Here is a 23,826-nt window from a genome sequence, read left to right as displayed (position 1 = left end):
TCTTTCTGTGTGAGTTCTTGGTCGTTCTCACTGACCATCGCACGATGGCTCACCCCGTCGCGGTCACGACGCCGCGGGCCCGAAAGACCACCACCCCGCGGGACTCCAGGTTCCCGATTGGATACCTGATCACCTGGCAAAGCGCCGACGTGGGCTTGAAGGACGGAACTACGTCGGCCTTTCGACAGATCCTTATCGACGGACAGCAGCGCATCACGGCGATGACCGCCGCCCTCGTCGGGCAAGAGGTCGTCGACAAGAACTACCGACGCAAGCGGATCAAGATCGCCTTCAACCCCATCACCGAGCAGTTCGCCACGCAGACACCGATTCTGGATCGTGACCCCGCCTGGATCTCAGACGTGGCAGAGTTCCTCAACTCGTCTTCAATGTTCTCGGCGACCCGGAAATACATGGAAGCGAACGAGGGCATCGACGCAGACGGCGTAGAGAAGGCACTCGAGCGCCTCGCCGGCATCCGCCAAGCCCAAGTTGGCATCATCACACTTGCTGAGGATCTCGACATCGAGACCGTCACCGAGATCTTCATCCGCATCAACTCCAAGGGTGTGGCGCTCAGCAGTGCTGACTTCGCCATGAGCAAGATTGCCAGCCACGGACAGATCGGCAGCGACCTGCGTAAGCTCATCGACTACTTCTGCCATCTGGCCGTCGCGCCGCACGTGTACAGCGACATCGCGCAGCATGACACGGCGTTCGCGGCATCCGGGTATCTGAACTCGATCGCCTGGCTGAAGAACGACAGTTCGGACCTCTATGACCCGACCTACACGGACGTCATCCGCGTCGCGGGGATCAAGGAGTTCTCACGTGGGAAAGTCGCGGCCCTCGTGAGCGTGCTGTCGGGTCGCGACTTCGAAACCCGCACCTTCAGTGAGGAGCTGGCGGTCGAGTCGTTTGGCCGGCTCGAGAACGTCCTGCTCGAGATCGTGAACCAGTACAACTTCCAGCAGTTCACGCTCACGATCAAGTCGGCCGGCTTCATCGCCCCTCGCCTGATCAGTTCGAAGAACGCCCTCAACTTCGCCTACGCGCTGTACCTCAAGCTTCGCTCCGAGCGCACGCTCAACGAGGGGCAGATCAAGTTCGTCGTGCGCCGCTGGTTCGTGATGTCCGTGCTAACCGGTCGGTACACGGGTAGCTTCGAGACCGCGTTCGAAGCCGACATCCGCCGGATCAACGAGATCGGCGCCCTCCAGGCACTGAGCGACATCGAATCGTCGCAGTTGGCTGACACCTTCTGGGATGTTGGCCTTCCGATGGAGATGGAGTCCTCGTCGGTGCGGAGTCCCTACTTCCTCGCGTTCCTTGCGGCGCAGATCCAGACCCAGGCGCGTGGGTTCCTGTCAAAGAACGTCACGGTCTCGAGCATGGTCGAAGAAGTCGGCGACATCCATCACGTCATACCGAAGAACTACCTCGTTTCGAACGGGGTGAACGACCGCGGCGACTATAACCAGATTGCCAACTTCGCGCTGACTGAGACACCGATCAACATCTCGATCAAGGACGCCGCCCCCGCCGACTACATGGCGCGTGTCGATCAGCAGGTCGCCGATGGGGTGCTTCGGCTGGGCGAGATCACGTCAGAGGTCGAGTTGGATGCCAACCTGCGCGCGAACGCGATCCCTGCGAGCATCCGCACGACCACGGCCGAGACGTACGGCGACTTCTTGAAGGAGAGGCGCGTGTTGATGGCGAAGGTGATTCGGGACTACTACTTCTCGCTGTAGTCGCCGCGCTCGCTCGGCGTTGCGTGTCCGGCTAGCGTCACTGAGTGTCCAGAAATGCTGCTCGGCCTTGCTGAACGCCGGCCAACGCGAGTTGGATGATGTCACACTCGGCGCAACACGCACGCCAACGCTCGGCCTTGCTCGTCCGTCTGAGCGGCCGGAAAGGACAACATGACCGACAGTGCTGAAGAGACCGAACCAATCACGGAAGAGATATCCGGACGCAAGTTCGAGTCGCTGAAAAAGCTTGCACGCAGCAACTACGGCCGGTTCGCTATGCAAGTGCAGCACCTGAGTGAGGACGTGCAAAAGAAGCTCATCGATCAGCTTCCTGAGTTCCGTCAACTCGCAGGCGGTGCCCTCGACTCATTGGACAAGAGCTTCCAGGCGTTCCTGAAGTCGGCGGACGACGGCGACCGGCAGGTGCACGACGCTTACCGCGAGCAGCGCGCAATCCTCGACGAGATGCTGAAGCAGCCCAATCTCTCCCTAGAAGACAAGCTTCGCATCAACGCCGAGATCGGCAAGACCGTCGAAGGACAGCACCGCCTGAACTCGGAGGCGAAGGCGGCAAAAGCGGGCGCCTATGTCAAGACGATTCTGGGAGGAGCAGCGATCATCGGCGTCGTGGTTGTCGCTATCACTGGCGGCAAGTTTGGGTTCGACCAGGGCAACCCGAAGGCCTGACATCGGTCACGCGCCGCCAAGACGAAAGCCGTCAAAGCGATCTTCGAGAAGACCTTCGGACCTCTGTAGACAAGCCTTACAGTCGCCGCTGACGGATCCCCGCGCTGCCGCCGAACGCGTGGTAGGCCTGCTCGAAGATCAGATCAACGATCGCGGTGATGTCGGCATCCGTCATGCTCGCTCGCTCGAAGGCGTATGACGGAGCTTCGGCGCCGCGTGGAACGAGCCAGATCGATCGCGAATCCACGAGCAGACCCGGAACGTCCATCTCGTCCATGTAGGCGCGGACCTGGCGGAAGTCGGGCGACGTCATCCAGTCGCCACCGACGGGTCGCCGCAGCGAGAGCTTCACTTCGACCGCCACGAGCGGAATGCCGTCGCACATGACCGCGTAATCGACGATCCGGCGCGCGAGTCGGTGTTGACGCTTCGGCTGAAGGGGCGGTAGCGCAATGCGCGCGGCGCCGCGATGCTCGTTGACGAACGCCAGGAGCGGGTCAACGATGTAGTGCTCGACCTGCGCCTCGACGGCGAGCATGCCTGCGGGGATGGTCGACCAGTTCTCAAAATCGATACCGGCGAGCTGCGGAAGCTCTGCTGGACCCTCGGGAACCTGCGCGATCCGGTCAACGAGTTCCTGCTCGTCAGGCCTGACAGCCGTGAAGGTAAGCCGAGACGCGGCGCGAGGCGAGAGGTACTTTCCCCCTTTGCCCCTGAGGAGCAGGTGGCCATCAGTTGCGGCCTTGAGCTCCTCGTAGGCGATCGGCTCGATCTCGACCAGCGGCGTCAGATAACACCACCACTGATTCGGGTCGAACTCGTCATCAGGCGAGCGCTCTACCCCTGTCTCGAGGAACGGACGCGACGCGATGCGAGCGACAAAACAGGCCGCTTTCCGCGGGGCGACGAAATAGACCAGGGCCAGGTCGCCGACGTCCGAGTTCTTCGGCGCAGTCCATTGCAGGTCGTAGACCCCAACACCTCCCTTCTCTCGGGAGGCGTCGAGTTCTTCTGGTTCCGGATAGGACGCCTCTGCCCCGATGAAGATCCACGCTGCACGAGGTCGCTCCTCGGTCGGATCGCCGACGTCGAGGTACCCTGCACGCGGCGGCTCTGCAACGCCACCGCTGTCCCAGGCATCCGCAAAGGCGCTCACATCGCTCGTGATGCCCATGAGCTGCAAGTTGTCCACCGATCGCTCGAAACGAAGGCGGGGCCATACGGTGACCCCGTCCAGATCGTCGGCGGCATGGCCCAGTGCCAAGACACTCGCGTAAGGCAGGGGCTGACGGTTAAACCAGTCCTCGATCGAGGCGTCGCTGAGCGCATTCTCATGAGCCGGCTCGTAGAACAGAACCGAGATCCGGACCCGCGACTCCCCCTCTTGTAGTCGCGCGACGAAGATACCGTCCCACCCGTCGAACACGACGGACGTGGCATCCCACTCGATGTCGGCGTCGTCACGCGCGAAGTTCGCGACAATACCTTCGAGGGCCGGATGACGCTGCCCCTGAATCCAAGTACTGGAAACGCTCATGACAGTGCTCTCCTACGATGGTCGATGGCCTGTCATCTTGCTATCGGGTCAGCGGCGGAGTGTCTCTGTCAGTTTCGGAAACAGTCGGTTATCGCCGGGTTTCGCATATATCCCGCGGCAGCAGGGATGACGAACACATCACGTGGAGCGAAGGTCACGGAGTGCCGAGGCTTGGAGGCGCGCCGGCCGCTCGCCGAAGCGCCTGGCCGTACAGAGACGGGTCATCGCGGGTAGTCGATGAAACGACGAGGTGCCGGGACGTGATCCTCCGGGAGAAGTCGATGCCGTAGGGAAGAACGATGATGGAGTCGATGCCGTCCCGCCACGCCTCGATGAGATCGGAGAGGCTTCGTCGTTCGGGTGCCTCATCGAGTGGTCTGGGCGCATCGTGCAGGGTCTGCATCCATTGCCACACGGTATCCCGGTCGATGCCGTCGCTTCCGTACTGCGTCTCCCACATTGGCGGGAGGTGAGCGGCTAGTTCGGCAAGCGCAGCCTGAGGGTCAATCCGCGCGGCATCCCGGTGTTGGATTCCTCCGCCGTCCACGTACCATGCCCAAGCGGCGTTCCACGTTTCGACCCAACGCTCAGACCAGACGTCCGGCGACGGCGATTCTGGACGCATCGAGTCTCCGGGCGCGGGTGGAGGCGCCAGTGCGGGGATGTCCACATCTCGAGCGATGTCCCACACTTCGCGGACGAACAGCAGCGTGATCAGGTTGTTGGGCTGATCGACGCTGATCACCATGTCGTGGGGCCAGGGCTCGCCCGGCAGCTCGTGCACAGACCGCATGTCGCCTCCTTGATCACACCTGGGCGCTCTGAGCCCCAATGCAGACTCAGAGTCAGGCGCCGTCTACCCAGTGTGACGGACTCGGAAAGGCGAAGCTCGACCGTCACCCGACCCGCGATATTGCTACTTTGGTAGCATCGAAAGATGGTGCATGTGAAAGTCAGCCTGAGCCTCAGCACCGATGACCTCGCGTTCCTCGACGACCAGACTCGAACCGGCGTCTATTCCAGTCGGTCCGCGGCGGTGCAAGACGCCGTGCGGGTGCTGCGCGAAGAACGACTCGCGGATGCCTACGCCGACGCCTTCGCCGAACCCGCCGATGACGCGTGGGATGCGGCATCCGGCGACGGACTTGCGCGGTCGTGACAGATCCTGTGCGCGCGTTGCGACGCGGTCACGTCGTGCTGGTCGATCTCGATCCAGCCGTCGGATCCGAAGCCGCGCGAACTCGCCCGGCCATCGTTGTCAGCAACGCGACGGCAAACCTCAGCGCTGCGCGCACCGGACACGGGGTGATCACCGTCGTGCCAGTGACGTCGAACATCTCGACGGTGCATCCGTTTCAGGTGCTTCTCTCCCCGGAAGAATCGGGACTCCCCTGGCCCAGCAAAGCCCAGGCCGAACAGGTGCGCGCGGTGTCGATTTCGCGTGTGAGCCGCGTCACTGGCCGTCTGACCGGTGAATCGCTCGGCGCTCTCGATGACGCCCTGCGGCTTCACCTGTCGTTGTGACGGACTCGCTATCGGTCGTAGACCTCGCGGCGGTGGCCGGCGCGAACGACCGTGACCACCAGCTCACTGTCGAACACGTCGTAGATCACCCGGTAGTCGCCGACACGAATCCGCCAGGCAGTGTCTTCCCCGGCGAGCTTCGTAGCCCCATGGGGCCGGGGATCGCTGGTCAGATGCGCGATTGCATCAAGCACCCGATCGCGTGCCGGGCGCGGGAGCTTCTTAATCTGACGCGCTGCCGACGTGGTGAGTTCTACGCGGTAGCTCACGACGCGAGGTCGGCGCGCAACTCATCGAGGGTCACGCGGGTGCCATCATCCTCGGCCTTGGCCTGCCGGTAGGCAGCAACATCCTGGGCCATCTCGAACGCTTCGAGAGCCTCCAGATCGGCCACGCTCACGACCACAGCCGCAAGCTTGCCGTTGCGGGTCACTCCGATACGCTCGCCCGCGTACATTGCGCGTCCGAGCACGTCAGCAAGCTGACTTCGCAGCTCTCGCGTCGAGACCTCAGTGGTGACGGATTCCATGCGGATAGTGTAGCACTTGGCGTCATTGTGTACACAGCAGCGCCTGGCTGGCCGGAGCGCCTCAGCCCACCCACACGGTCGAGAGCACGAGGGCGGCTGGCGCCAGAGGGAGGACCCAGCCGAGGAGCGCGTCGGTGCGGCATCCGTCTGTTCGCTTGGGATCACGGCGGGCGCGCCATCCGGTCACGACCCACACGGATGCCGAAGCCGCCAGCATCAGCAGAGTCACGACGCGAACGGATGCCGACACCTCGAAGCCTGCGAGGAGGGTCGTGATCTGCGCGAAGGCGATGACACCCCACGGCACGATCGCGACCGCGGATCCGAGGGCGAAAGCGGGGCCACCGAAGCGCCCGGTCGCGGCGCGGTGGTCGTGGACGATGAGGAAGAGCGCTCCGGCGGCGCCCAGCGCGTAGATCGGCACGAGACTCGTGACCTCGGTGATGCCGTTCAGCTGCGCGACGAGAAAGGTGCCGACACCTGCCAGCTGCGAGTACTCGATCCAGCGCCAGGTGTGGCGATCGGCTGCGGCATCCGTGGCGTGACGCCGGCGGACGGCAGGGATGAGCAGCAGCAGGCGCATCCCGGCGACGAAGAACAGAAGCGTCGCGATCGCTGCGCCCATCTGGATGCCGGGCAAGAGGTCGGGCGTGGGAGTGACGACGATGATCATTCCGCCGTCGGCCGGGGCGATTCCGGGTGGGGTGAGGGTGAGCGTGATCAGAGGCGCAAAGCCCGACTGCAGGCTCGAGGCGACGAGGGCGACCGCGGCGAGGATGACGGCAGCGGCCGCGACCGTGAGGTCAGCGCGCGGCACGGGTGGGGTGCCTGTCGGTGCGTCGGCGCGCGGGCGGGTGGGGGTGTTCATGCCACTCCCTTCCGGGCCTGGGTGTGCCGATTTCGGTCTGGTGTCCGAGCTTAGGTCGTGTGTGTTCACGGGCGTCGGTTCCTCCCCAGGCGACTCAGGAAATGACCTGTCCACAGGCTGTTTTTGGTTCTGTTCTGGCCCGCGATGAATGTCGGAGGTGGGTGAGAGAGTGAGCGTATGAACATCCTCACGGCGATGCGCGAGCGGCTTGACCGGCTCGCGGTTTTCGCTGAGCTGGATGTCGAGCCCTCGAGCCTCCCGTCCGGCGCCGCGGCGCTCAGCGATGCATCCGTGTTGGAGGTGTTGCGCGAGGTCACCGGCATCGCGAACGATGCGGAACGGTTGCAGTCCGTGGTTGCGGGTGTCGCCGCCCAGCGATCGAGGCGCGAGAAGGGGCACTCGGGGCTCGCGGCCACCCAGGGGCACGCGTCACCCGTTGCTCTGGTGCAGTCGATCACCGGCGGAACGCGCGCAGACGCGCTGCGGCAAGTGCGTGTCGGGCAGTCGCTGCTTGATGGTGCGGCGCCGGATGCGGGTGCTGCCTCGGGCGCTGAGCCGGCACCGGCGACGGACGACTCCCCCGACGCGACCCGCGCGCCGTGGCACGCTCCGCTGCAATCCGCACTCTGGGCTGGCCGGTTGACGACGGCTCAGAGTGATGCGATCCGCGGTGGGCTCGGCGAGCCTTCGGCGGAGGGTGTGGATCCGGCATCCGCTGCTCTCGCGTGGTCGGTTGCGGCCGAGACCCTCGTCGATGAGGCGGTGGGCGGGGCATCCGTTGAGGAGTTGCGGGCTCGGGCGAGGCAGTTGCGCGACATTCTCGACCCCGTTGGCGCCGAAGATCGGTTCCAGGCGCGGTACGAGAAGCGGTCGCTACGCACGTGGATCGACCAACACGGACAACACCACGGCCACATCATCTTCGACGACGAGATGGCGCTGTGGCTGCGGTCCGCCTTTGCCGCGGCGCTACGTCCCCGGCGCGGTGGACCCCGGTTCATCTCGGATGCCGACCGCGCCGCAGCGAAAGAGCTCTCCGATGACCCGCGCAGCAACGAGCAGCTCGAGTACGACCTGTTCGTCGACCTCATTCGTGCCGGGGCGCTCGCGAGCGCCCCCGACGTGTTCGGGGCACGTCAACCCGGGGTTCGGATCGTTCTGGTTGGCGATGCGAGCGGGCCGCGGGACCCGATCGGCCGGCTCATCAAGACCGGACACGCCGAAGACGGCGGGGATGCCCTCCCCGGGTCAGTCGTCGACCGCAACATCTGCATGAACGGAACCGTGACCGTCACCGTCGACAGTGGCGGCAACCCGCTCGATGTCGGACACGAACAGCGCCTGTTCACGGCGAAGCAGCGGATCGCATTGGCCGTTCGCGACGGCGGATGCATCGCCGAAGGATGCCGCATGCCCGCGTCGTACTGCGAGGCCCACCACATCGACCACGTCGCCGCCGACAATGGCCGAACCGACATCGACCGCGGGGTACTGCTCTGCCGGTTCCATCACATGCAGCTCCACAACAACGGATGGAAGATCATCCGCGACGGTCACGGCGCGTTCATTCTCGTACCACCGTTCGGGCACGTGGGTCTCGGCGGCGAACCGGCGACCCCGAGGGTTTTGCGGACGAAGGCGCCGTGGGCGTGGGCGTGGGATCCCCCGCCCCCGCCCGACAGACCACCCTGGCGCGAGGGAAGACCCAGGGAAGGTGAAGCCGCGACGTACGCTGGGCAGTCCGATGGCGCGATCGTCGGGTAGCCACGTGCAGCGCTCGGCCGGTAAGCAGGTGCAGCGCTCGGCCGAGCAACCCGGTGCTGCACTCGCCGAGTAACCCGCTGCAGCGCTCGGCCGAGCAACCCGGTGCTGCACTCGCCGAGTAACCCGCTGCAGCGCTCGGCCGAGCAACCCGGTGCTGCACTCGCCGAGTAACCCGGTACAGCGCTCGGCCGGTAGCCAACTGCTGTGCTCGCCGGGCAGCCAGCTGCTGCGCTCCTCCGATAAGCAGGCGCTGCACTCGCCGAGTAACCCGGTAGAGCGCTCGGCCGGTAGCCAACTGCTGTGCTCGCCGGGCAGCCAGCTGCTGCGCTCCTCCGATAAGCAGGCGCTGCACTCGCCGAGTAACCCGGTGCAGCGCTCGGCCGAGTAACCCGGTGCTGCACTTGCCGAGTAACCCGGTGCAGCGCTCGGCCGAGTAACCCGGTGCTGCACTCGCCGAGCAACCCGGTGCTGCACTCGCCGAGTAACCCGGTGCAGCGCTCGGCCGGTAGCCAACTGCTGTGCTCGCCGGGCAGCCAGCTGCTGCGCTCCTCCGATAAGCAGGCGCTGTGCTCAGCCGGTAACCACGTGCTGCGCTCGGCTGGCAAGCAGTCGCCGTGCTCGCCGAGTAATCAGGTGCTGCGCTCGTCGAATAACCACGTCGCGTGGACAGGCGCCGAGGGATATCGAGACAGGGTCGAGGGTTCTTCGAGGCGTGTCTCAGTGCACGCGTACGGGAGCAGCGAACTGCGTGACGAAGCCGGGGTGGTCCATCGGCATCGCCAGCACCGAATCCGGTCGTCGCCCTGCGAGATCCGCGAATCCCCGATCAGCGAGAAGCCCGTCACGGATGCCGATCAACTCCGCCCGCCGCAATGGCCACGGCTCGTGCGCATTGGCGGCCCAGATCGTGCGGCCGAGGTGACGCTCGTGAAAGCCCCACCGCGCCGTGAGGAAGCGCGACAGTTCGTCATCCACGACCTCCTCGCCAACGCGAACGCGCAGTCGCGTGCCGGGGCCGCGCGCTGCACCGTCCACTCGACGGCGCCGGGAGCGGTACTCGATGGTCGCGGCATCCTCGGCATCCTCGGCATCCAGGCGGTGACCGATGCTCGCCCACCGATACGGCAGACCGAACAGCGCGCGCGCCGTCAGCACGGGAATGAGATGCTCAGCCTCGAGCGTCAGGAACACCACGCCGCGCCGGCCCTCGTCATCGATGCCGTAGGTGCGAACGTTGATCTCGTTGAAGGTTCCGAGAAAGGGCACCGGCGGGGCAGGCAAGAACCGAAACTGCGAGAGGACAAAGGGAACCAAACCCACCCAGCCCGAGCCGTCGAACACATCCGGGCGCACCCCCGGCGGCAGCAGCGGCTCCAGGCGCGCGGCATCCACCCGCCAATGCAGGAAGACTGCCCGCGACCAGCGCTGGGCGATGACCGGCCGACCCGGCAGCGGCGGAGGGTGGCTCGACGAGACCATGACCCTATTCTTCCGTTGTGCCAGAGGCCACGGGGCCGGGTGTCGAGCCAGCCGGGCGCCCCTCAGCCGCCCGGGCAGTCGCAGTCGCCCCGAAACCGGGCGTGACCAAGAAGGTGCGACTCGTCGTCGCCGCCGACCCCGACTCGCTCTCGGGCAAGGCGCGGAAGGCTCGGGACTACGGCATCCCGATCGTCGGCGAGGAGTGGCTGCTCGCGAACCTCGGGTGAGCGCGCATCAGCCGGTGGTGATCTTGCGGCGCATGCTTCCGACCTCAGGTCTGGGCATTGTGGCTACACTATGCTCATGAAACGCGCCACAATCGGCATCCGGGAGCTGCGCGACGGACTCAGTCGGCACCTGGCCGACGTGCGTGCCGGAACGGAACTGACGGTCACCGACCATGGGCGCCCCGTCGCGATGATCGTGCCCATCGGCGTCGAGTCCGGGCTCGAAGCCCTCGTCCGGGCGGGGCTGGCAACGCTCCCCCGCTCGGGGCGTGCTGAACTCCTCGAGCCGGTCGAAGCATCCGGCACCGTGAGCGATCTCGTGGCCGACCAGCGCCGCTGAGCACCGCACAGCGATGCTCGCGTACTTCGACACCTCCGCACTGATCCCCCTCGTCATCCACGAACCGGCGACAGCGCGCTGTCGCGACGTGTGGGATGCCGCAGCTGTCATCGTCACCAGTGACCTCGCATACGTCGAGGCGCACGCGGCGCTCGCCCAGGCACGCCGGCTCGATCGACTGACGGATGCCTCGCACGAGCGCGCGCTCGCGGCGTTCGAGTCCCTCTGGGCCGGCGTGGCGCGCATCGCCGTTGCGCCGCTCATCATCCGCGAAGCCGCAAAGATCGCTCGCACTCAGGCACTGCGCGGATACGACGCCGTTCATGCGGCAAGTGCGGTAGCAACGGCATCCGATGACTTCGTTGCCGTTTCCGGCGACGAAGCGTTGTTGCACGCCTGGAGCGAACTCGGCATCGCCACCGTCGACAGTCACGGATGACGTTCCCGCGCCGGTCATGCGTCATGGCCGTGAGCGGGCGGCATCCCATTCAGGACTCAACCGCGACGCGAGGCCACGGAGCCCAGCCGCCGGAGAGGGCTCGAAGGATGGGGCGTGCCGCCTCGACGCGGGCGACGGGCAGGTCCTCGCCGATGGGCCCTCGCCCCGACGTCGACCCATTCGGATACTCAAGCGAGTACCCAACCCACGGATCAGGGCCTTCGTCGACGCTCTCGCTGTACCTGCCACCGACGACGGCAAACACATGCCGTTCGAACTCGTCGACCTCCGCCTCCCCGGTCGAGTCGCACGCGTCACACCCGCAGATCGGAAAGTGGAAGTCGTGCAGCAATCCCGCATGCATGACGATGCCTGGATAGTCGGTGTAGACGAGCGTGATCGCGGCGCATCGCGGGTCGATCGGCTCGATGCGCACCGCCCGCGCGAAGGGCCTGCTCTGGCGAAGGAGGTCGGCCGCGGCATCCGGCCCCTCGGTGATCCGGACGTCGTAGGTCTCAGCGACATGCGCCACGAGCGCATCGGCGACGGTGTGGAGCGGAGCGAACCGCTCGGGATGCGTGTCGACCGAATAGGTCTCGGTAGGCGGTGAGTCTTCCCAGCGGCGTCCGTACTCGATGATTTGTCCCGCGGCGTCGCGGAACACCGGCGTCTCGATCGGTGGACGATGGTAGGAGCTCACGCCGCCATTCTTCCCGCGATATCGAAGCGGAGCTCGACGCGGTCCTGAACGGCTCCGCCAGCGCTTGACATCCGCGTGGGGATCTGGCCTCCTGGGGAGGCGCCCGCGCCGACAAGGAGACACGATGCGACTGCTGTTGACCTCCGGCGGAGTGACCAATCCCAGCATCCGGAGGGCACTCGTCGATCTGCTCAGCAAACCCATCGAGGAGTCGACTGCACTGTGCATTCCGACCGCAATGTACGGGCATCCGTGGCTCGGGCCGGGCGTGAAGGCATGGGAGTTCGCCGCAGGCCGAGAACCCGGCAACCCGATGGTGTCGCTCGGCTGGAAGTCCGTCGGGCTCCTCGAACTGACGGCGCTGCCGAGCGTCCCCGACGAGCGCTGGATGCCGCAGGTGCGCGATGCCGATGCGCTGCTCGTCTCGGGCGGCGATGCGATCTACCTGCACCACTGGTTGCGCGAGTCACGGATGCTGGACCTGCTCGACGACCTCGACGACACCGTGTGGGTCGGCATGAGCGCCGGCAGCATGGTCATGGCGCCGCGGATCGGACAGGAGTTCGTCGGCTGGCAATCACCCCTCGGCGACCGCGGGCTCGGCGTCGTCGACTTCGCGATCTGCCCACACCTGGCCGTCGGCGATCGGCCCGGCACCGCGATGGAGGTCGCCGAGAAGTGGGCATCCAAGATCGATGTCCCCGCGTATGTCATGGATGACGACACGGCGATCGTCGTTGACGGCGCCCGGGTCGAGGTCGTCTCCGAAGGCGTCTGGCATCGGCTCAGCGACTGAAGGACTGCCCCGCGTCGGATACCGCGACTACTCGTCGAAGCTCCACCCCTGCACGCGGTGGATCATCGCTGCCTTCGGATAGGCGCCTCGGGGCGGTCCGATCTCGAACAGGTCGATCATCAGGAACAGCGGATAGTCGGGAGCCTGCCCGATCCGACGCACGACGCGCCCCTCGCACCCGATGACGGTCGCACCGCTCCCCCAGGTCACCGTCCACGTATGGGGCCGGCTCGCATCGAACGGCAACGTCACGTCAGCCATATCGGTGTGCATCCGCGGATCATGATGCGCCTTGACACCAGTCCGCGCGACCGTGCTCCCAGCCACGGCATCTGCATCGATCTCGAAGACGCAGATCTCTCCGGAATCCTGTGGCGAAAGATGCTCGGTTCCCACGAGCCAGGCCGCGAGCATGCATCCGTCATCGCGCGTGGCCGAGACGGTGAGGTCGACGCGTCCGCTCGAGGGAGCGAACAGCAGCCGCAGCGGCGTCTGGGTGCGCACGCGCACGTCGTCGCGGTGGCGGTGGGTTCCGGATGCCGACCCCAACGGCCCCGAGAAGGTGCCGGTTTGCAGGTTCGACACTCGCAGCGGGGCATCCTCGGGTCGCCAGTCGAGTTGATCCTCGTCAATGCGCAGCTCGAGCCCTTCGGGCGTGATTCGGTAGCGCGCCTTCGAGCGCTCGGGAGTCGTCCAGTGCGGCAGGTAGTGCGCCACCCATCGCTCAGCTGAGAGCGCACCAGTGAAACGCTCGTCGAGGTCGGGGGCGCGATCCGGCGGCGGAGGCAGGCGTTCGACGGCGGATGGGTCAGAGCTCACGTGCCCAGCATCCCTTCGACATGCGACATCTTGCGCACGACGAGCCGGGCCGCGGCTCAGGTCGCGTTCCACAGGGCCTGGTAGTACTGCATCCGCTCCGGATCGGGGTCGATGCCGTAGGCGGCCACGAGCGCGTCCTCCCACCCGGGGCCATAGTTCCACTGGGTGCTCAGCGCGGCCGAGGCGAGGTCGCCCCACCGATCACCAATGCCGAGCGAGCCGAGGTCGACGTGACCTGACCAGGTGCCGGCATCCGAGATGAGCGTGTTCGGCGCGCACGCGTCGCCGTGACACACGACGAGCCGGTCGGCCGGCGGCGGCTCGTGCAGGGCGGCAGGCACACGGATGCCGCGAGCCGCCGCGTTCGCCAGGCGCGTGGGAACGTCCCACCGAAACGGGCACTCGTCGACAGGCAAGGCGTCGTGCAGCGCCCGCAGCCCCTCGCCGATCGCCCGAACCGCCGTCGCAGGCTCGGAGCGCCACCGCGGCGATACCGCGCTCTCGCCCGCCAACCCCTCGGTCACCAGCCACGCGTGGTTTTCGTCGCGTCCGCACTCGATGACCCGCGGCACCGGCGTGAAGCGCGTCGACCACCGCAACCGTTCGGCTTCGGCCTCGGCTGACCACTCGGGGTTGTGCGGCTCGTATTTGATGAAGCGGATGCCGCCGGCATCCGTCGCCCGGAACGTCAGGCCGCCGAGGTCGTTGATCCAGGCCGGAGTCAAGACTGCACCCCGCGCCAACTCCCGCACCCGCGGCGGGACCGAGATGTCGGGCGCGGGAATGCTCACACGACCACGGTACGGGTGGACCGACCGCGGAGGGAGTCAGGCTTCGACGTAGGTCGCCAGGTGCCCGAGGGTCTGCGCACCGCCTTCGATCGCGTGATACTCCTCGACTGCCGTGTCGCGCAGCTGCTTCGTGGGGAACACGGTCGACAGCGTGATCCGAGTCTGCGCTCCCACCTCGTCGAAGGTGAACACCGAGTCGAACGCATTCGGATCGCCCGCATACTCCCCGTGCAGCAGCACAATGCGCTCGGGTGCAACGATCTCACGCCACCGGATCCACTCCGCATAGTCAGTGCCATCGGGTCCGTGCATCGTGAAGATCCACTCCCCGCCCTCGCGGAACTCGAACTCTCGCGTCGATGTCGTGAAGCCGTCGGGCCCCCACCACGCCGAGAGATGATCGACGCTCGTGAAAGCCTCGAACACGACCTCGCGAGGCGCGCTGACGAGCCGTTCGACCACGACGGTTCGGTCTGCCTCGGGCTCGGACCCCGTGGCGGGTATGTGCTGGTCAGTCATCCGTGTCTCCTCTGTCTGTCGTTGACGGATGCTGCGCCAGCCGCTGCACGTAGGCATCCAGTCGGTCGAAGCTGCCGTTCCAGAACTGCTCGAAGCCTCCCGTCCACTCGTGAATGGGCCGCAGGCCCTCGGCATCCAGTCCGTACAACCGCTGCTTGCCGGCACCACGAACCCGGACGAGTCCCACCTCTCGCAGCACGCGCAGGTGCTTGGAAGTCTGGGGCTGCGTCATCTCGAGGTTGTCGGCCAGCTCGGCTACCGCTCGCTCTCCGTCGCGCAGCAGCATCAGGATGTCGCGCCGCCGCGGTTCGGCAATCGCGTTGAACGCGTCGGAGGTGGTTGCGGCTCGGGCCATATCTCAATCATATGCCTATATAGGCAAGTTAAGCGATACCGAACGGGACCTCAGCCATCCGTCCGCTCGTCCGGGACGATGACCACCATCGCGATCTCGCTCTCGGACCACCCGCGTGACTCGAGTTCTGCAGACAGCGCCTGGCTGAAGACCTGATGCGACCGCCTTCTGGCGAGCACCGTCGCCTCGGGCGCACCGTCAGCGCTGATCACCTCGCATGCCTCGCGAAGGTCGGCCCGAAGTCGAGACACCGTGGAGCTCCCGAACGCGGCGCGCAGATCATCGACCGCGGGCAGACCCACCGACCAGCCGTCCACGCTGTATCCGGACTCGGGCCCGTCTGGCGACATCCGCCCGCCCACGCTTCGCGCCACTGCCATCCGTACGACCGCGACTCCGGTTCCAGCGACAGCCACGATTCCGACAGCTGTCGTCGGATAAATCGAGAACGCCGCCCGGTAGAGAGGCGAATCCATCCCCAGCGTGAGAGCAACGGCGATGCGTCCGAACGAGAAGGCGGCGTACCCCGCGTTCACCAGTAGAAGCGTCAGCGCGCCGGCCTCGCCGACGATCGGCGCGACGCGGGTCTCACACGCCGTGAGCACGCACAGCAGCAGGAGTGCAGAGACCTTCACGAGCGCCGAGACGGGGAGTCCGATGAGCGCCGTGGTCGCCGCCACAGCCAACACGGCACAGGACACCACGATCGTGGCACTGCGCAGCCGACCCGACAGCGCACGAAGCGCCAACAGAATCCCGCCCGGACCGAGCACCATGAACGTGTCACCGACCGCGAGCGCCAGAACGGTGGCTGTCGTTTCGTAGATCGCGTACATCAAGGTCGAGCCCACGGCGGCGATGCCCGCAATGATGCAGAACCGCACGAACAGCTGCCCTCGTCCGGGCGAACCGATGATGGGAAGCGCGAAGGCGATGATGGCGCCCGCGACCGCGATGCTGATCACGAGGAGGCCGCCGATCCACGCCATGCCGCACCGCCCCCTTGCTGGTTTCGTCAGAAGTACCCAGGCCGCCCGAGCCCATCCTAGGGAACTGTCGGGTGACGACGGCAGACAGGATGGGGCGGCGATAGGTAGTTCATACTCATTGCCGCCGTCGAGGGCGCACGCGACCATGTGAATGTCCCTGTCCGCTCCCCTGGAGACATCCATGCCCCACCCCCGCGCAACCCTTCTCGTTCCGGCCCTCGCAGTGGGTACGGTGCTGCTTCTCAGCGGCTGCATGCCTTCGGTCACCGACATCGTCGAAGACGCCACCGGCATCTCCGTCGACGAGAACGGCGCCTCGATCGAAACCGACGAAGGAACCATCGAGGTCGGCACGACGACGGAGGTTCCCGCCGATTTCCCCGCCGAGCTGCCTCAACCAACTGGCCAGCTCGTGAGCGTCGTCACGGCTCCTGGATCGTGGAACCTCACCTACGAAGGGGTCGAGGCGGACTCTGTCGAGCAGATCATCGCCACTCTCGCCGGCTCGGGGTACGAACTGGTCACCGACGGCACGACCGCCGACGGGCGCATCGCCTCCTACCAGAACGACACGTGGGTTGCCACCGTGATCTGGGATGGCGCCGAAGGCGGAAGCAAAGCTCTCATCTACGGGGTGACATCCCGATGACGCCGCGCCGTCACCCGCGTGCCGCGTTCGCCGCGCTCGCTGTCATTCCGGCTCTGCTCCTGGTCGGTTGCGCGGCACCAGATGCCGCCCCCACCCCCACGGATGTCGCTCTCGACGTTGCCGCAGAGGAATCCGCCGACACCGATGCCACGACTGAGCCCGCCGCGACCGGTGGCGCCGCCGTCGAGGGCGAGCCCATCCCCGTGCCCGAGGGAATGCCCGAGGTCGCCCTCTACGGGTGTGAGGAGCAGCTGGACTACTCAGTCAACGAGACAGAGTTCGACACCCAGTGGGTGTGGGAGTTTGAGTGCCGCACGCCCGACCCGTTCTGGCGAACCGTCGATGGACTCTCGGCGGATCCTGGGTGGACCAACACCAGCGACCAGCGCAGCGGAAACGACGACTTCCTCACCGAGACGCTGCACTACATCGCCGACATCGGCGGAGTAGCGGGAGACGTCGACCTCAAAGCGTTCGGCGATGCGGCAGAACTCGAGGTGACCTACACGGTCACGCTCGCCAAGCCGTAGCGACCCGAACGGTCGGGGCGGGGAGCAGGCAGCGATCGGGAAGCGCCTGCGAGCCATGGGGAGTCCCCCGCCCCGACATACTCGACGTGCGAGATGACGACTAATCGGCGCTCCGAGCCAAGAGGCCCGTCTCATGAAGCGCGGCACGCAATTCGTCGCGTGATGAGACACCGAGCTTCCGGTACACCGACTGCAGTTGGTTGTCGATCGTCCGTGATGAGACACCGAAGCGTTCGGCGATCTCGCGGCTGCGGGCACGACTCGCGGCGGCTATCGCCACCTCGCGCTCTCGCTGCGAGATCACGGGGCTATCGCGGCGCTGCAACAGCGGCGCATCCACCCCGTCGGCTGCCATCAGGGCAACGCGATCGAGGCGGTGCCGGGTTTCGGCGTCCTGCCGCATCCGGCGAGCCAGCTCGATCGCGTCGAGGGCCGTCGGCGCCATCCCGCCCGCGACGAGAGCCGATGCTGCGGTGGGCATGCGCCCCGGTGTGCGATCACGCAGCGCAACGGCGACATCGCGCAGCGCCGTGAACAGGCGCATCTCGGCAGGCACCTGTTCGCAGATCGCCTCGAGCATCGCTGCGGCTCGGTCGACCTTCCCAACACGGATGCAGACACCGAGTGAAATCGCGGCGACGAGCTGGAAGCCCACCCCCATCGCTTGCTCGGCTGCTGCCTCAATCAGCGCAGCCGCGCGAGCCGAGTCGCCTGCCGCGTGGGCAAGCCAGGCTTCGCACTCCGCAGCCATCAGTAACGCCTTCGGCTCCGACCGCTGGGCGGGATCCATCGCGTCGAGCAGATCTCGTGCGCCGACGAGATCCCCCGACTTCGCCGTCAGGTCAGCGCGGATGGCCAGAGCTAGCGGCATGATCGCAAAGGGGTCCCGCCAGCGGAGCTGATCGACGGCAAGAGCTGAGAGCCGGCGAGCCTCGCTGAGACGACCGTTGTAGCTGCGGTGTTCGGCGACCGTGCTCGTCCAGATGCCGGCACCCTCGCCGGCTGTCGCGCGTCGCTGTTCAGCGAACTCGACGGCGCGCTCATGCTCTCCGCGCGAGAGGAACCCGAAGTAGGTCTCGAATCCGATCATGGCCGCAGCGAACGGGTCCAGTACCCCGAACCTCGCCTGCGCGTCTGACAGAAGTGAGGCGGCCTCGACGGCGGCCGCGGTGCGCCCGTTCATCGACTCGGTCATGATCGATGCGACAGCGCCACGAACGAGCATTTCAGGAGACTCATCGGCTTCGGTCTCGCTTGTTCGCTCATGCATCTGCCCGACCAGTCCCCGCCACAACCGCAGTTCCGGCTCCAAAGTGGCTCCGACGGTCGGCGGTGCCGACGCCTGCAGGTCTTCGGCGGCCTGGATGGCAGCGGCAACGTCGAACCGACGGAAGGCGAGATGCTCGCCACGTCGGCTGGCGAGCAAGGCGCGGTCGCGCCAGGGGATCTCATCCTCTGAAGCTTCCGCAACCTCACCCGAACCACTCGTCGATGAACCGGCCCGCATCGAGCCCGTCTCGGTGAGAGCGATCGCCGCATCGAAGGCAGCGTCTGCGGCATCCAGATCGCCCAGGCTCGATCTCGCGCACGCCAGAACGAGATACGCACGGAAACGCTGTGCTGGGACGGATGCCGCGCCAGTAGCCCGCTGCGCGAACGCGGCGGCATGTTCGAAGTCAGCCGATCGAAACGCATGATCTGCTGCCCACACGAGATCGACGGCATCCACGGCGGCGCTTTCAGACTGCAACACGATGGCCTTGAATCGGCTCGTGGGATCGGCCAGCGAGCGAAGGTGCGCGATCGCGTAGGTCCGCGCGGGGGCCGCGTCGTCGCCGAGAAGGTCGAGCCCTTCCGACAGCAGTGGGTGAGCCACGCGCACCGACCGCGTTCCGGCGTCTCTCACCAGAAGACCGCGCGCCAGCAGAGCATCGAACATTCGTCGCGGCCACGGAGAGGACCGATCCAGGCTGTCGAGATCAAGCGGCTGCGTCACCGCGGCGAATCTGAGCGCGGCGCGGTCGTCCTCGTTGAGAGCAGCGATCGCGGCGTCGACGGTCTGCAGGAGGTCAGGTGGCGTTGCACCGTCCTCGATCTCGACGACGCCGTCCGAGACCCGCACGGCGCCCTCACGGTGGGCAGCCTCCACGAGCATCCGCAGGTAGAGCGGATTTCCGTCGGTCCGTCCCGCCAGGCGCGAGGCATCGGCACGACGCCCGACCGCGCCGAACCGATGGTGAAGAAGCTCCTGAACGTCGTCGACGGCCAACCCCCTGACCCGTCGTTCCTCGGCGAAACCCTCGAGAAGCAACTTGGCCAGGGGCGCCGGAAGGGTCTCGCCCAGCCGTGCCGTTGCGATCATCGGCACACCGAATCCGCGGACGAGCTGATAGACGACGGCGGCCGAAACATCATCCAGACGCGGCGCATCATCCACAACGAAGATGAAATCGCCCGGGTTTCGTCCGATACGTGAGATCAGCGCGGGCACAGCCTCGGCAGGGTCGACGGGCAGCCCCAGTACCGTAAGCGCCGGCGAGAACGCGGCAAGCGGTACTGCCGCGAGCTCAGAGAGCCCGATGATCGATACCGCAGCGCGCTCCGGCATCCGTTCTGCCACAAGACCCGCGAGCGCAGTCTTACCGATGCCCGGGGGTCCCGTCAGGATCTGAGCGCGAACGGGCAGCTTCCCGAGCGCTGAGACCAAGCTCTCGGCATCCGTGTCTCGGCCCACCACGGGCCAAGAACCCGGATGCGGCGTCGCACTGCTCATGACAACCAATAGTGGCATCGGCTACTGGCATCGGCGCGATGATGCGCGCGCTTCGTCGGTGCCGCTACTGTGATCCCGTGCGAAAGCTGATGGCGGCTGTTGCTGCGACGACCGGTCTCGTTTTGATGCTCGTGACGGGAGCACCCGCGATCGCCAATGGGGGCTCAGGCCCGCTCGATGGACTCGACTACGTGTCACTCGGCGATTCGTATCAAGCGGGCTACGGGCTCAACCCCTTCAGCAACACGAGTCCGTTCGCCGGTGACCCCAACGGGTGCTACCAGGCAGACGGCAACTACCCCCACATCCTGGCCGCGTACTTCGGCCTGACGATCAACGATCAGACGTGCTCCGGGGCGATCACGGCAAACATCGGCTACGGGTCGGCTACGGTTTCGCCAACCGATCCGAACGTCATCCTGCCGACCCTTCCCGACGTCTCCACGCTGCAGGTGACCCTGTCGGGTATGACCGCGCCGCAGCTGCAGTCCGCCGGGCTCAGCGCCGACACCGATGTGGTCACCGTCGGGATCGGCGGCAACGACCTCGGCTTTTCGTCGATCGCGACAGCGTGTATGCGCCTCTCCGTCGACTCCGACCCGCTTTACCTCGCCGACAAGGTCGGCGCGTTCGACAACTGCAAGGATTACTTCGACGACCCGGTGAACTACCCGTCCGCGTACCTGTTCGGACGCATCACCGACTCGGTGGCCCCGCGTCTCGCGACGACATTCGCTGCGATCCGCGCAGTCGCACCCAACGCGCAGGTCTTCGTGGTCGGCTACCCGCAGGTAGCTCCCAATAATGCGACTGACGCCTGTTTCACCGATCCGCTGACCGCGAACTCGGTGCCCTACAACGGTGTCGACCTGCAGTTCCTGCACGACATCGAGCAGCAGCTCGACGACACGATCGAAGCTGCGGCGACAGCCGCGAACTTCACTTTCATTCCCACGTGGGACCAGACGGCCGGCAATACTCTGTGTACGCCCGATCCGTGGATCAACGGCATCACGCTCTACCTCAACAGCGGTTCGACGTGTGATCCGGACTACCTGCCCGCAGACGGCAACACCGACATCTGCGTGAAGATCGGCGCACTGCACCCGGACGAGGGCGGGGTGCTCGAGATCGCGAACATCGTGCAGGAGTCGATCGGGGGCTGGGCCGCAACCCGCGGAATAACTGCAAGCGCCAGCGACGTCACGCAAGGCGGGCAGGTCGTGCTCTCGGGCGGCGGCTTCGGGCCGAACGAGACAGTTCAGATCGAGCTGCACTCAACCCCGGTCGTTCTCGCGTCGATCCCCGCCAGCGCGACGGGCACTTTCTCTACGACGCTGACGATCCCGACGGGCACGGTCCCCGGCTCTCACACTCTTGTGGCCCGAGGCCTCTCCTCCGATCGCGAGTTCTCGACGCCGATCACGGTCACGGCATCCGGGTCATCGAGCGGCGGCGGTGCGTCAGTCCTCGCCGAAGGCGGGATGGATGCCAGCGCCCTGCAGTTGGTAGGCCTCATCGCGCTCCTCGGGACAACGCTCCTCGCCGGTGGCGCCGTGCTCGTGTTGCGCCGCCGCCAGACGGGCACGAGCCAGTCCGCGACCGCGAGGCGCTGAGTTCGGCATCCGGGATCTCGGTTCGCGTCATTCCACCGAGGGCCGAGGCCTACGACCCGTAGTCCACGACCCACCGGCCGACGGGGCAGGTATCACCGGACCAGTGGGACGCTGAGGATCCGGAACCCGACCCCGGCTCCCCAGCGCCACCGCCCTCCCCCGAACCGCCCGAGCAGCACGCCCCCACGTGCGCCTTACGGGGTCGCGACGACGCTGACGTTCAGCGCGCCGTCAGAAGACCGATCCCAGACGAGACTCACCGTCCACGCTCCGTTATCCCACGTCGATTGCGCGTAGTCGCCAGCTGTCATGTCGTACGTTCGGGTGAACCCCGCCCCCTCCAAGGCGCCGACGACGCTGTCCAGCGTCGACTCATCGACACCGCTATAGGTGAGGTTCCAGGTGCCCGACATCGCCAGCGACGACTCGAGCGTGCCCGTCGCGGGCAGCGGAACCTCACCGGGGAAGTCGTCGGGAACTTCGGTTCCCGCCGTGATCGTCATCTCGCCGTCTTCGCTTTCCACGGTGACGTTGCCATCGCCGTCGCTATCGATCGAGACGCCCGTTTGGTCTTCGATGAACTGCTCGACGGGGTTCGCACACGACGAGAGCGCAAGCGAAGCTGCGAAGAGTGTCACGATGGTTGCTGAAGCAGCGATTGTGCGGCTGCGGCGGAACATGGAGATCTCCTTAGATCGGGCAGGGACCCACTCAGCATCGAGTCATGCCCCGCCCTGAGCAATGAGTAAGAACTACTCACGGCTAGGTACCGTGGTTGCCCACGATCAGGAGAAGACGGAGGCGGCGATCAGCTCGACCTGATCGATCACGACATGCAAGAGGATGTCGAACACGGTCACTGCGGCAAGAAGCACGGCCAAGACCAGGACAACGCGAGATCGGGTGTGCGCCTCTGAGGCTCTCATCGTCGATCACCTTCCGCCGCTGAGACAACGGTCGAACAGGAGAGGATGGATGCCGTGAAACTGGCGATCATCGGCGTCGCACTCCTTCTGGCCGCAGCCACTGCGATCGCGACAGGGCTTGCCCGCCCCGATGACGCGATGGTCGTCGCGGATCGGGTGTGGCCGATCCTTCTGTTCATCGTTGCCGTGACGATCGTCGCCGAACTCGCAGCAGCGGCCGGGGTCTTCGACGCCGCAGCACACCGACTCTCGCGCCTGGGGAAAGGACGAACCGTCGCACTTTGGGCGCTGGTGGTCGTTCTCGCTGTCGCGGCCACCGCCTTCCTGTCCCTCGACACCACCGCGGTGCTTCTGACTCCGGTGATCGTCGCCGTCGTGCGGGCGCGGCGCCTCGACCCGCTCCCGTTCGTGTTCGCAACCGTCTGGCTCGCGAACACGGCATCACTCGTGCTGCCGGTCTCGAACCTCACCAACCTGCTCGCCGCCGATCTCTTGCACGTGGGCCCGTGGGAGTTCATCGCCCTCCTCGGCCCGTCGGCCGGGATCGCTATCATGGCAACGGTCGGCCTTCTGGTGCTGTTCTTCCATCGCCGTCTGCGCGGAACATATCCGTCAGTAGCAGCACCGGAGACAGCCGATCCGGTCCTGCTTCGCATCGCAGCGGTCGTCGTGGTGGTGCTGTTGCCACTTCTCGTATCGGGGATGCCTCCCTGGATCCCCGCATCCGCAGCGGCGCTCGTTCTGCTCGGCGTCTTCGTCTGGCGGCATCCACGAGCCCTGGCATGGCGACTGGTCCCCGTCTCGCTCGTGATCTTCGCGGCAGGGCTCTTCTTCGCCGTCGGCATTCTCGAGACGCTCGGCTCAGGCGCCCTGATCAGCTCGATCGCAGGCTCCGGCACGGACCTGCTGTCGCTGTGGCGCCTCACCGGGACGGGCCTCGTCTCGGCCAACCTCATCAACAACCTGCCAGCCTACCTGCTCGTCGAGCCGATAGCAGCCTCACCGGAGCGCCTCGCGGCTTTGCTGATCGGGGTGAACGCCGGATCACTCATCACGCCATGGGCCTCGCTCGCGACCCTGCTGTGGCATCAGCGGTTGCGCGCCGACGGCGTCGAGGTCAGCTGGACCCGATTCGTCCTCATGGGCCTGGTCGCCGCGCCGGTCGTTTCACTTCTGGCCGTCATCCCGCTCGCCCGCTGATCCAGATGGCGCAGG

The 23,826-nt window shown here is 66.2% G+C and carries 28 protein-coding genes; 13 read left to right on the top strand and 15 right to left on the bottom strand.

Annotated elements, in window-relative coordinates; genetic code table 11:
* Both BGO47_RS02810 and BGO47_RS02805 read left to right on the top strand, forming a co-directional pair.
* On the top strand, positions 1-1,754 hold a 1,754-nt coding region (locus tag BGO47_RS02810), incomplete at its 5' end, for a DUF262 domain-containing protein (protein ID WP_292708336.1).
* 171 nt (positions 1,755-1,925) lie between these two features.
* Entirely contained in the window at positions 1,926-2,441 is a 516-nt protein-coding gene (locus BGO47_RS02805) for a hypothetical protein (protein WP_292708334.1), read from the top strand.
* 76 nt (positions 2,442-2,517) lie between these two features.
* Here BGO47_RS02805 and BGO47_RS02800 read toward each other — a convergent pair whose 3' ends face one another.
* Both BGO47_RS02800 and BGO47_RS02795 read right to left on the bottom strand, forming a co-directional pair.
* Positions 2,518-3,978 (bottom strand): hypothetical protein, encoded by a 1,461-nt coding sequence (locus tag BGO47_RS02800; protein WP_292708333.1) that lies wholly within the window; start codon positions 3,976-3,978, stop codon positions 2,518-2,520.
* 154 nt (positions 3,979-4,132) lie between these two features.
* A complete protein-coding gene (locus tag BGO47_RS02795) occupies positions 4,133-4,771 on the bottom strand; it encodes a hypothetical protein (RefSeq protein WP_292708332.1) in 639 nt (212 codons plus the stop codon).
* Positions 4,772-4,915: 144 nt separating this feature from the next.
* On the opposite strand from BGO47_RS02795, the gene BGO47_RS02790 reads away from it, so the two are divergent.
* The gene (locus BGO47_RS02790) at positions 4,916-5,137 is read left to right on the top strand and encodes a ribbon-helix-helix domain-containing protein (protein ID WP_292708331.1); all 222 of its coding nucleotides are present in this window, start codon (positions 4,916-4,918) and stop codon (positions 5,135-5,137) included.
* Positions 5,134-5,502: a type II toxin-antitoxin system PemK/MazF family toxin gene (locus BGO47_RS02785; RefSeq protein ID WP_292708329.1), complete on the top strand. Its 369-nt coding sequence runs from the start codon at positions 5,134-5,136 to the stop codon at positions 5,500-5,502. Before BGO47_RS02790 ends, BGO47_RS02785 begins: the two co-directional genes overlap by 4 nt.
* Before the next feature lie 8 nt (positions 5,503-5,510).
* On the opposite strand, the gene BGO47_RS02780 is transcribed toward BGO47_RS02785, so the two are convergent.
* The 3 genes from BGO47_RS02780 to BGO47_RS02770 all read right to left on the bottom strand — a co-directional run bounded on the left by BGO47_RS02780 (position 5,511) and on the right by BGO47_RS02770 (position 6,899).
* Positions 5,511-5,771, bottom strand: coding sequence for a type II toxin-antitoxin system RelE/ParE family toxin (locus BGO47_RS02780; protein ID WP_292708327.1), 261 nt, complete (start codon positions 5,769-5,771; stop codon positions 5,511-5,513).
* Entirely contained in the window at positions 5,768-6,031 is a 264-nt protein-coding gene (locus BGO47_RS02775) for a type II toxin-antitoxin system Phd/YefM family antitoxin (protein ID WP_292708325.1), read from the bottom strand. Before BGO47_RS02775 ends, BGO47_RS02780 begins: the two co-directional genes overlap by 4 nt.
* A gap of 61 nt (positions 6,032-6,092) precedes the next feature.
* Complete coding sequence (locus BGO47_RS02770) at positions 6,093-6,899, bottom strand: hypothetical protein (protein WP_292708323.1); 807 nt, start codon at positions 6,897-6,899, stop codon at positions 6,093-6,095.
* A gap of 177 nt (positions 6,900-7,076) precedes the next feature.
* On the opposite strand from BGO47_RS02770, the gene BGO47_RS02765 reads away from it, so the two are divergent.
* Positions 7,077-8,663, top strand: coding sequence for an HNH endonuclease signature motif containing protein (locus BGO47_RS02765; RefSeq protein ID WP_292708321.1), 1,587 nt, complete (start codon positions 7,077-7,079; stop codon positions 8,661-8,663).
* 717 nt (positions 8,664-9,380) lie between these two features.
* On the opposite strand, the gene BGO47_RS02760 is transcribed toward BGO47_RS02765, so the two are convergent.
* On the bottom strand, positions 9,381-10,142 hold the full coding sequence (locus BGO47_RS02760) for a DUF2071 domain-containing protein (protein WP_292708319.1): 762 nt from the start codon (positions 10,140-10,142) through the stop codon (positions 9,381-9,383).
* A gap of 17 nt (positions 10,143-10,159) precedes the next feature.
* Between BGO47_RS02760 and BGO47_RS02755 the strand changes: the two genes are divergently transcribed.
* From BGO47_RS02755 to BGO47_RS02745, 3 genes are all read left to right on the top strand, one after another.
* A complete protein-coding gene (locus BGO47_RS02755) occupies positions 10,160-10,369 on the top strand; it encodes a BRCT domain-containing protein (protein ID WP_292708318.1) in 210 nt (69 codons plus the stop codon).
* A gap of 76 nt (positions 10,370-10,445) precedes the next feature.
* The gene (locus BGO47_RS02750; protein WP_292708316.1) at positions 10,446-10,709 is read left to right on the top strand and encodes a type II toxin-antitoxin system prevent-host-death family antitoxin; all 264 of its coding nucleotides are present in this window, start codon (positions 10,446-10,448) and stop codon (positions 10,707-10,709) included.
* A gap of 13 nt (positions 10,710-10,722) precedes the next feature.
* On the top strand, positions 10,723-11,148 hold the full coding sequence (locus BGO47_RS02745; protein ID WP_292708314.1) for a type II toxin-antitoxin system VapC family toxin: 426 nt from the start codon (positions 10,723-10,725) through the stop codon (positions 11,146-11,148).
* 49 nt (positions 11,149-11,197) lie between these two features.
* Here the strand turns inward: BGO47_RS02745 and BGO47_RS02740 are convergent, their stop codons facing one another.
* Positions 11,198-11,848, bottom strand: coding sequence for a DUF6226 family protein (locus BGO47_RS02740; protein WP_292708312.1), 651 nt, complete (start codon positions 11,846-11,848; stop codon positions 11,198-11,200).
* A gap of 124 nt (positions 11,849-11,972) precedes the next feature.
* On the opposite strand from BGO47_RS02740, the gene BGO47_RS02735 reads away from it, so the two are divergent.
* Positions 11,973-12,644: a Type 1 glutamine amidotransferase-like domain-containing protein gene (locus BGO47_RS02735; protein ID WP_292708310.1), complete on the top strand. Its 672-nt coding sequence runs from the start codon at positions 11,973-11,975 to the stop codon at positions 12,642-12,644.
* A 27-nt stretch (positions 12,645-12,671) separates the two neighbouring features.
* Here BGO47_RS02735 and BGO47_RS02730 read toward each other — a convergent pair whose 3' ends face one another.
* From BGO47_RS02730 to BGO47_RS02710, 5 genes are read right to left on the bottom strand one after another with little or no spacing between them, the layout of a single operon-like run.
* Positions 12,672-13,463, bottom strand: a complete 792-nt coding sequence (locus BGO47_RS02730; protein WP_292708308.1) for a hypothetical protein — start codon at positions 13,461-13,463, stop codon at positions 12,672-12,674.
* Positions 13,464-13,519: 56 nt separating this feature from the next.
* Entirely contained in the window at positions 13,520-14,254 is a 735-nt protein-coding gene (locus BGO47_RS02725) for an aminoglycoside 3'-phosphotransferase (RefSeq protein ID WP_292708306.1), read from the bottom strand.
* 36 nt (positions 14,255-14,290) lie between these two features.
* Positions 14,291-14,773 (bottom strand): SRPBCC family protein, encoded by a 483-nt coding sequence (locus tag BGO47_RS02720; RefSeq protein WP_292708304.1) that lies wholly within the window; start codon positions 14,771-14,773, stop codon positions 14,291-14,293.
* On the bottom strand, positions 14,766-15,128 hold the full coding sequence (locus BGO47_RS02715; RefSeq protein WP_292708302.1) for a metalloregulator ArsR/SmtB family transcription factor: 363 nt from the start codon (positions 15,126-15,128) through the stop codon (positions 14,766-14,768). Before BGO47_RS02715 ends, BGO47_RS02720 begins: the two co-directional genes overlap by 8 nt.
* A gap of 50 nt (positions 15,129-15,178) precedes the next feature.
* Positions 15,179-16,117, bottom strand: a complete 939-nt coding sequence (locus tag BGO47_RS02710; protein WP_292708300.1) for a hypothetical protein — start codon at positions 16,115-16,117, stop codon at positions 15,179-15,181.
* Positions 16,118-16,298: 181 nt separating this feature from the next.
* Here BGO47_RS02710 and BGO47_RS02705 point away from each other — a divergent pair, with 181 nt between their 5' ends.
* Positions 16,299-16,766: a hypothetical protein gene (locus BGO47_RS02705; protein WP_292708298.1), complete on the top strand. Its 468-nt coding sequence runs from the start codon at positions 16,299-16,301 to the stop codon at positions 16,764-16,766.
* Positions 16,763-17,296, top strand: a complete 534-nt coding sequence (locus tag BGO47_RS02700; protein ID WP_292708296.1) for a hypothetical protein — start codon at positions 16,763-16,765, stop codon at positions 17,294-17,296. The genes BGO47_RS02705 and BGO47_RS02700 overlap by 4 nt, the downstream gene beginning before the upstream one ends.
* A 100-nt stretch (positions 17,297-17,396) precedes the next feature.
* Here BGO47_RS02700 and BGO47_RS02695 read toward each other — a convergent pair whose 3' ends face one another.
* Positions 17,397-20,069, bottom strand: coding sequence for a LuxR family transcriptional regulator (locus tag BGO47_RS02695; RefSeq protein ID WP_292708293.1), 2,673 nt, complete (start codon positions 20,067-20,069; stop codon positions 17,397-17,399).
* Positions 20,070-20,146: 77 nt separating this feature from the next.
* Between BGO47_RS02695 and BGO47_RS02690 the strand changes: the two genes are divergently transcribed.
* Positions 20,147-21,685 carry an SGNH/GDSL hydrolase family protein gene (locus BGO47_RS02690; protein WP_292708291.1) on the top strand — a complete coding sequence of 513 codons (1,539 nt, stop codon included), beginning with the start codon at positions 20,147-20,149 and terminating at the stop codon, positions 21,683-21,685.
* Between the two features lie 194 nt (positions 21,686-21,879).
* Here BGO47_RS02690 and BGO47_RS02685 read toward each other — a convergent pair whose 3' ends face one another.
* Both BGO47_RS02685 and BGO47_RS02680 read right to left on the bottom strand, forming a co-directional pair.
* Positions 21,880-22,365, bottom strand: coding sequence for a hypothetical protein (locus tag BGO47_RS02685; RefSeq protein ID WP_292708289.1), 486 nt, complete (start codon positions 22,363-22,365; stop codon positions 21,880-21,882).
* Between the two features lie 105 nt (positions 22,366-22,470).
* Positions 22,471-22,611: a hypothetical protein gene (locus BGO47_RS02680; RefSeq protein ID WP_292708287.1), complete on the bottom strand. Its 141-nt coding sequence runs from the start codon at positions 22,609-22,611 to the stop codon at positions 22,471-22,473.
* Between the two features lie 45 nt (positions 22,612-22,656).
* On the opposite strand from BGO47_RS02680, the gene BGO47_RS02675 reads away from it, so the two are divergent.
* The gene (locus BGO47_RS02675; RefSeq protein ID WP_292708285.1) at positions 22,657-23,811 is read left to right on the top strand and encodes an SLC13 family permease; all 1,155 of its coding nucleotides are present in this window, start codon (positions 22,657-22,659) and stop codon (positions 23,809-23,811) included.
* Positions 23,812-23,826: the final 15 nt, after the last annotated feature.

Origin of the sequence: Microbacterium sp. 67-17 (assembly GCF_001898325.1) — a bacterium.
Classification (GTDB): domain Bacteria; phylum Actinomycetota; class Actinomycetes; order Actinomycetales; family Microbacteriaceae; genus Microbacterium; species Microbacterium schleiferi.
The sequence above is the reverse complement of the archived record's forward strand: the minus strand, read 5'-3'. Positions and strand labels throughout refer to the sequence as shown.

Bases quoted from the DNA above. Each gene is read 5' to 3' on its own strand.
- BGO47_RS02805 (WP_292708334.1), top strand. From the start codon at position 1,926: ATGACCGACAGTGCTGAAGAGACCGAACCAATCACGGAAGAGATATCC.
- BGO47_RS02800 (WP_292708333.1), bottom strand. From the start codon at position 3,978: ATGAGCGTTTCCAGTACTTGGATTCAGGGGCAGCGTCATCCGGCCCTC.
- BGO47_RS02795 (WP_292708332.1), bottom strand. From the start codon at position 4,771: ATGCGGTCTGTGCACGAGCTGCCGGGCGAGCCCTGGCCCCACGACATG.
- BGO47_RS02790 (WP_292708331.1), top strand. From the start codon at position 4,916: ATGGTGCATGTGAAAGTCAGCCTGAGCCTCAGCACCGATGACCTCGCG.
- BGO47_RS02775 (WP_292708325.1), bottom strand. From the start codon at position 6,031: ATGGAATCCGTCACCACTGAGGTCTCGACGCGAGAGCTGCGAAGTCAG.
- BGO47_RS02770 (WP_292708323.1), bottom strand. From the start codon at position 6,899: ATGAACACCCCCACCCGCCCGCGCGCCGACGCACCGACAGGCACCCCA.
- BGO47_RS02765 (WP_292708321.1), top strand. From the start codon at position 7,077: ATGAACATCCTCACGGCGATGCGCGAGCGGCTTGACCGGCTCGCGGTT.
- BGO47_RS02760 (WP_292708319.1), bottom strand. From the start codon at position 10,142: ATGGTCTCGTCGAGCCACCCTCCGCCGCTGCCGGGTCGGCCGGTCATC.
- BGO47_RS02750 (WP_292708316.1), top strand. From the start codon at position 10,446: ATGAAACGCGCCACAATCGGCATCCGGGAGCTGCGCGACGGACTCAGT.
- BGO47_RS02745 (WP_292708314.1), top strand. From the start codon at position 10,723: ATGCTCGCGTACTTCGACACCTCCGCACTGATCCCCCTCGTCATCCAC.
- BGO47_RS02735 (WP_292708310.1), top strand. From the start codon at position 11,973: ATGCGACTGCTGTTGACCTCCGGCGGAGTGACCAATCCCAGCATCCGG.
- BGO47_RS02720 (WP_292708304.1), bottom strand. From the start codon at position 14,773: ATGACTGACCAGCACATACCCGCCACGGGGTCCGAGCCCGAGGCAGAC.
- BGO47_RS02715 (WP_292708302.1), bottom strand. From the start codon at position 15,128: ATGGCCCGAGCCGCAACCACCTCCGACGCGTTCAACGCGATTGCCGAA.
- BGO47_RS02710 (WP_292708300.1), bottom strand. From the start codon at position 16,117: ATGGCGTGGATCGGCGGCCTCCTCGTGATCAGCATCGCGGTCGCGGGC.
- BGO47_RS02705 (WP_292708298.1), top strand. From the start codon at position 16,299: ATGCCCCACCCCCGCGCAACCCTTCTCGTTCCGGCCCTCGCAGTGGGT.
- BGO47_RS02700 (WP_292708296.1), top strand. From the start codon at position 16,763: ATGACGCCGCGCCGTCACCCGCGTGCCGCGTTCGCCGCGCTCGCTGTC.
- BGO47_RS02695 (WP_292708293.1), bottom strand. From the start codon at position 20,069: ATGAGCAGTGCGACGCCGCATCCGGGTTCTTGGCCCGTGGTGGGCCGA.
- BGO47_RS02685 (WP_292708289.1), bottom strand. From the start codon at position 22,365: ATGTTCCGCCGCAGCCGCACAATCGCTGCTTCAGCAACCATCGTGACA.
- BGO47_RS02680 (WP_292708287.1), bottom strand. From the start codon at position 22,611: ATGAGAGCCTCAGAGGCGCACACCCGATCTCGCGTTGTCCTGGTCTTG.
- BGO47_RS02675 (WP_292708285.1), top strand. From the start codon at position 22,657: ATGGATGCCGTGAAACTGGCGATCATCGGCGTCGCACTCCTTCTGGCC.